Source organism: Streptomyces sp. SBT349, assembly GCF_001083795.1.
In the GTDB taxonomy this organism is placed as follows: Bacteria; Actinomycetota; Actinomycetes; order Streptomycetales; family Streptomycetaceae; genus Streptomyces.
The window spans coordinates 1-4,143 of sequence record NZ_LAVK01000500.1; the positions used below are offsets into that span (position 1 = coordinate 1).

Annotated in this window: 3 protein-coding genes; 2 read left to right on the plus strand and 1 reads right to left on the minus strand. The window is 70.6% G+C overall.

Annotated features, from left to right (window positions below; all coding sequences use genetic code 11):
* Positions 1 to 635, minus strand: a 635-nt coding sequence (locus ADY01_RS33625) for a LysR family transcriptional regulator (protein ID WP_049580551.1), incomplete at its 3' end; no start/stop codon positions are given.
* 97 nt (positions 636 to 732) lie between these two features.
* Here ADY01_RS33625 and ADY01_RS33630 point away from each other — a divergent pair.
* Positions 733 to 1,923 (plus strand): MFS transporter, encoded by a 1,191-nt coding sequence (locus tag ADY01_RS33630; protein WP_049580552.1) that lies wholly within the window; start codon positions 733 to 735, stop codon positions 1,921 to 1,923.
* Between the two features lie 187 nt (positions 1,924 to 2,110).
* Entirely contained in the window at positions 2,111 to 3,418 is a 1,308-nt protein-coding gene (locus ADY01_RS33635) for a hypothetical protein (protein WP_049580553.1), read from the plus strand.
* The last annotated feature ends 725 nt before the right edge of the window (positions 3,419 to 4,143 follow it).

A 4,143-nucleotide genomic window follows, 5' to 3' on the forward strand; every position in this document is an offset into this window, starting at 1 on the left:
GTGGGGGCCTGGGCCTGCCGCCAGTAGGCGGGGGCGGGGTGGTCCGGCGCGATCAGCGGCGCGTCGGCGATCTCGTCCGCGGTCAGCTCGGCCCGGGTGGCGTACGGGTGGCCTACGGGAACGGCGAGCGTCTGCCGCTGAGGGGAGAAGAGAGGGCCCAGTACCAGGTCGGGCTCCGCCACCGGCAGCAGCACGATCGCGGCGGCCACCTCGTCGCGGCGCAGGGCCCCGAAGGGGTCGGCGAGCGGAATCTCGGTGACCTTCGTGCGAACGTCGGGGTGCTCCGACTCGAAGCCCGCGATGGCGCGCAGCAGCCGTGCGTCCGCCGTTCCCTGGAAGCCGATCCGCAGCGTTCCGGCGATTCCGCGGGCCGCCGCGCGGGCGCCCTCGACGCTGGCGCGCAGCGTCTCATAGGCGGGACGCAGCTCGGCCAGGAAGCGTTCGCCGAGGGGTGTCAACGCCACCTGGCGGCTGCTGCGCTCGACGAGCCGCGCGCCGATCCGGCGTTCCAGGGCACTGAGCAACTGGCTGACGCGGCTCTGCGAGACGTACAGCCGCTCGCCGGCGCGGCCGAAGTGCAGTTCCTCCGCGAGCACGAGGAAACACTCGAGCTCGCGGATCTCCAGCCCGCTCACGATGCCTCCCGGTCCCGTTCCGATCGATGAGCCTGACTCATTCAAGGATGAGCACTTCGGCGTTGTTCCCGGTCGCCGGACTGCGGAGGCTGGACGCATGCCTCAGACCTCTCCTCCGGCGCCGCCGTCGGCCCGTGCGGGCGCCCCCGCCGCCGTCCTGGCCGTCGCGGCGGCCACCTTCTGCGTTGTCACCTCCGAGATGCTGCCCGTCGGGCTGCTCACGCCGCTCGCGTCGGGGCTCGGCGTCGCGGATGGAACGGCCGGGCTGGCTGTCACCGTGCCAGGGCTGGTGGCGGCCGTCGCCGCTCTCCTGCTGCCCGCCGTGGTGAGGCACGTGGACCGGCGGTCGGTACTGGTGGGGTTGATGGCACTGCTTGCGGCGGCGAACGTGCTGTCCGCGCTGGCACCGGTCTTCCCTGTGCTGCTGGCCGCGCGGGTGCTCGTGGGGGTGTGCATCGGCGGGGTATGGGCGGTCGCGGCGGGACTGGCCGTGCGTCTGGTGCCGCGGGAGTCGGTGGGGCGGGCGACCGCGCTGATCTTCAGCGGCATCGCGGTGGCCTCGGTTCTGGGAGTGCCGGCCGGCACGCTGGTGGGCGAACTGGCCGGGTGGCGGGCCTCGTTCGGCGCCGCAGGAGGGCTGGCACTGGTGGTGGCCGCCGCTCTGGCGTGGATGCTGCCTCCGCTGCCGGCCGGGGAACCGGTGCGGCTGCAGGCGCTCGCCGCGCTGCTGTGGGCACCGGCGGTGCGCACCGGCCTGCTGGTGGTCCTGCTGCTGGTCACCGGACACTTCGCCGCGTATACATACATCCGTCCGGCGCTCGAACGGGTCGATGGCATCGGGGCGGAGGCGATGGGCGCGCTGCTGCTGGTCTACGGGGGCGCCGGCATCGCAGGGAACTTCCTCGGGGGCACGGCGGCGGCCCGCGATCCGCGCCGGACGCTGCTGGCGATCTCCGCGGTGCTCACGGCGACGGTGCTGCTGCTGGGGCCGGCGGGCGGCAGCATGGCGGCGTCCGCCGTGCTGGTCGTGGTGTGGGGGCTGGCGTACGGCGGGGTGTCGGTCAGCATGCAGAACTGGCTGATGGCGGCGGCTCCCGCGGCGCGCGAGGCGGCCTCCGCGCTGTTCGCCGGAGTGTTCAACGTCGCGATCGGGCTGGGCGCGCTGCTGGGGGGCCGGGCGGCGGAGCTGTCGGGACCCGGGGGGTCGTTGTGGCTGGGCGGTGTGCTGGCGGCGTCGGCACTGCTGGTGACAGCCGCCGCCCGCCCGCCCCAGGCGCCAGCACCCTGAACCGGCTGGCCAGGGCACGCCGCCCGGCTGATCACGCCACGGGGGACAGATCCGCGACGTCCCCGAGCGGGCGCTCGAGCACGAAAGAACGGCCAGTCCCTGCAAGGGTGTCCGCTGTCCCCGGTCGTGCGTGAGGCGTCGCCGTTGGCTGCCCGAGCACAAGGAAACAAGGCCGTGACTACAGGGGATGGGCACCGGTTGGTCGGTGCTGGTCACCGTCCACCTCGCCCACCGCCGCGGCCACTTCAAGGGCTGGCGGGGCGACATCGGCGTCGACACCACCTCCGTTCCCGTCTGGCACCGCCCGCCCGGCGAGCGCAGTGGCCTGGGGTCGGTCGAGATCACCGCGGGCTGGCACTACAGCGGCGGATCCGAGGAAGGCGTCTTCGGGTACTCCGTGACCCTTCTTGTCGCCGCCAGCCGACGACACCCCCAAGGCCATGCGCAGGTGGGCCCGCGTGTCAGTGCTCATCCCCAGTTCGCGCTCGGCCTTGTCCTAGACACGCCCGGCAAACGGATCAGGCCGAACGCCATCCACGCCCTCACCCCGTTCGGGTTCCCGACCGGGATACTCGCCGCCGACCGCGCCTACACCGACCAGACCACCCCGCACTTCTCCCAGCCGGCCCGCTGCCTGGGCCACCAACTCGTCCTCGACTACAAGAAGGACCACCGCGGCGTCCAGGGCACCCACCACGGCGCCCTCCTCGTCGACGGCTCCCTCGCCTGCCCCCACATGTCCGCCGCTCTCGCCCGTGCCACTGCCGGTCTGGATGACAAGGCCGTCCGCGAGATCGGCGCCAACCCCCAGCTCGGCGACCGCATCGCCGCCCGCGAGGCGTTCTTCCTCAAGCTCAAGCAGTCTCCAGACCAACGAGGCGCCGTCCGGCTGCAATGCCCGGCAGCCGCGCCTTCCCCCTCGGTCACCTGCCCCCGCTTCAACCAGGTCCATCACATCGCCGCACCCCGGCCCGCCGTCGTGGACCTCACCAACCCACGCGCCACCGCCGCCCACACCGCAGCCAAGCCCACAGTCCCCATCCCACAGACCGAGCGTCTGCGACCCCCACCCAAGGACAAACTGTCCAGGATCTGCCAGCAGCCCACGATCACCGTTCATCCCGGTGACCTGGGTCAGCTCGACAAATACCGCCAGGACCGGCACTACCTCCACCCGTCCTGGCACGACGCCTACCAACCCATCCGGGCAAACACAGAGGGCATCAACGGCAGAGCCAAAGGCCACCGCATCGACATCGCAGACCCCAGGAAACGGCTCGCCCACGGCCGCGTCGCCCAGACCATCCTCCTCGCCCTGATGATCTGCACCATCAACCTGGAAGCCCTGTCCACCTCGCAGAACGCGACCGGGCAGACCACCACCGTCCGCGCCGAACTGGACGAGACCAGCGAGGTGACCGGACATACACCCGGACCCGTGACCGCGAATGGGCTTCCACCGCCCAGACCGGCAGTGAACAGTACAAACGCCTGACACCTCCGCACCACGCAGCGGCATCCCGCACGCCCAGCGGCGGCCCCAACGGCCCTTCCGCACCCAGAACCACCTCAGCCGCCAGGCCGGAGTCCGAGGGATAACCGCCCCAGCGAGCGTTCGCGTTCGCACACCACCTCGAACACACCCCGGAAACGCCAAGATCCCGCCCGATCGGAATGATCGGACGGGATCTCGTCTGTCCGTTCTACCTGGTCTAGTGAACGGCGCTTGCCGGTGGACCTGAGGGGATTTGAACCCCTGACCCCCTCGTTGCGAACTACGGGCATGGAGGTCGCCGAGGTCTGCTGGTCTGGTCAACCAGCCACCTGGGGCCTATGGCGGCTGGCTCCGGTCGCGGCGGTTGCTGTACTCCGCTGCTGTACCGCAACCGCCGTGGCGCCCATGGACACGTTGGTAGCGGCAATCGGTGAATGTTGGCGGTACGTGAAAGCGCTGGACTCAGCCCGGCACTGCTGCACCCGTCATCAAGGCGAAGCAGGCTCCGCCGATGATGCCTTCACAGGCGCCAGCCGCCATCTGACGACCAGCGACCAGCAACGAAGTCACCATAGCCATCATCCTCTCGCACGCGATCTGAGAGGGCGTTTGAAGTAGGCAGATTGCCGCTTATGCCCTAGTAGGTGCCTCGCCAGGTTGGTGTGGTCTCGCCTGTTATGCGCTTGGTAAGGTTGTCGATCGACGCGATGTGGATCATGGATGTT

Coding starts and splice junctions, on each gene's coding strand:
- ADY01_RS33630 (WP_049580552.1), top strand. CDS start 733: ATGCCTCAGACCTCTCCTCCGGCGCCGCCGTCGGCCCGTGCGGGCGCC.
- ADY01_RS33635 (WP_049580553.1), top strand. CDS start 2,111: ATGGGCACCGGTTGGTCGGTGCTGGTCACCGTCCACCTCGCCCACCGC.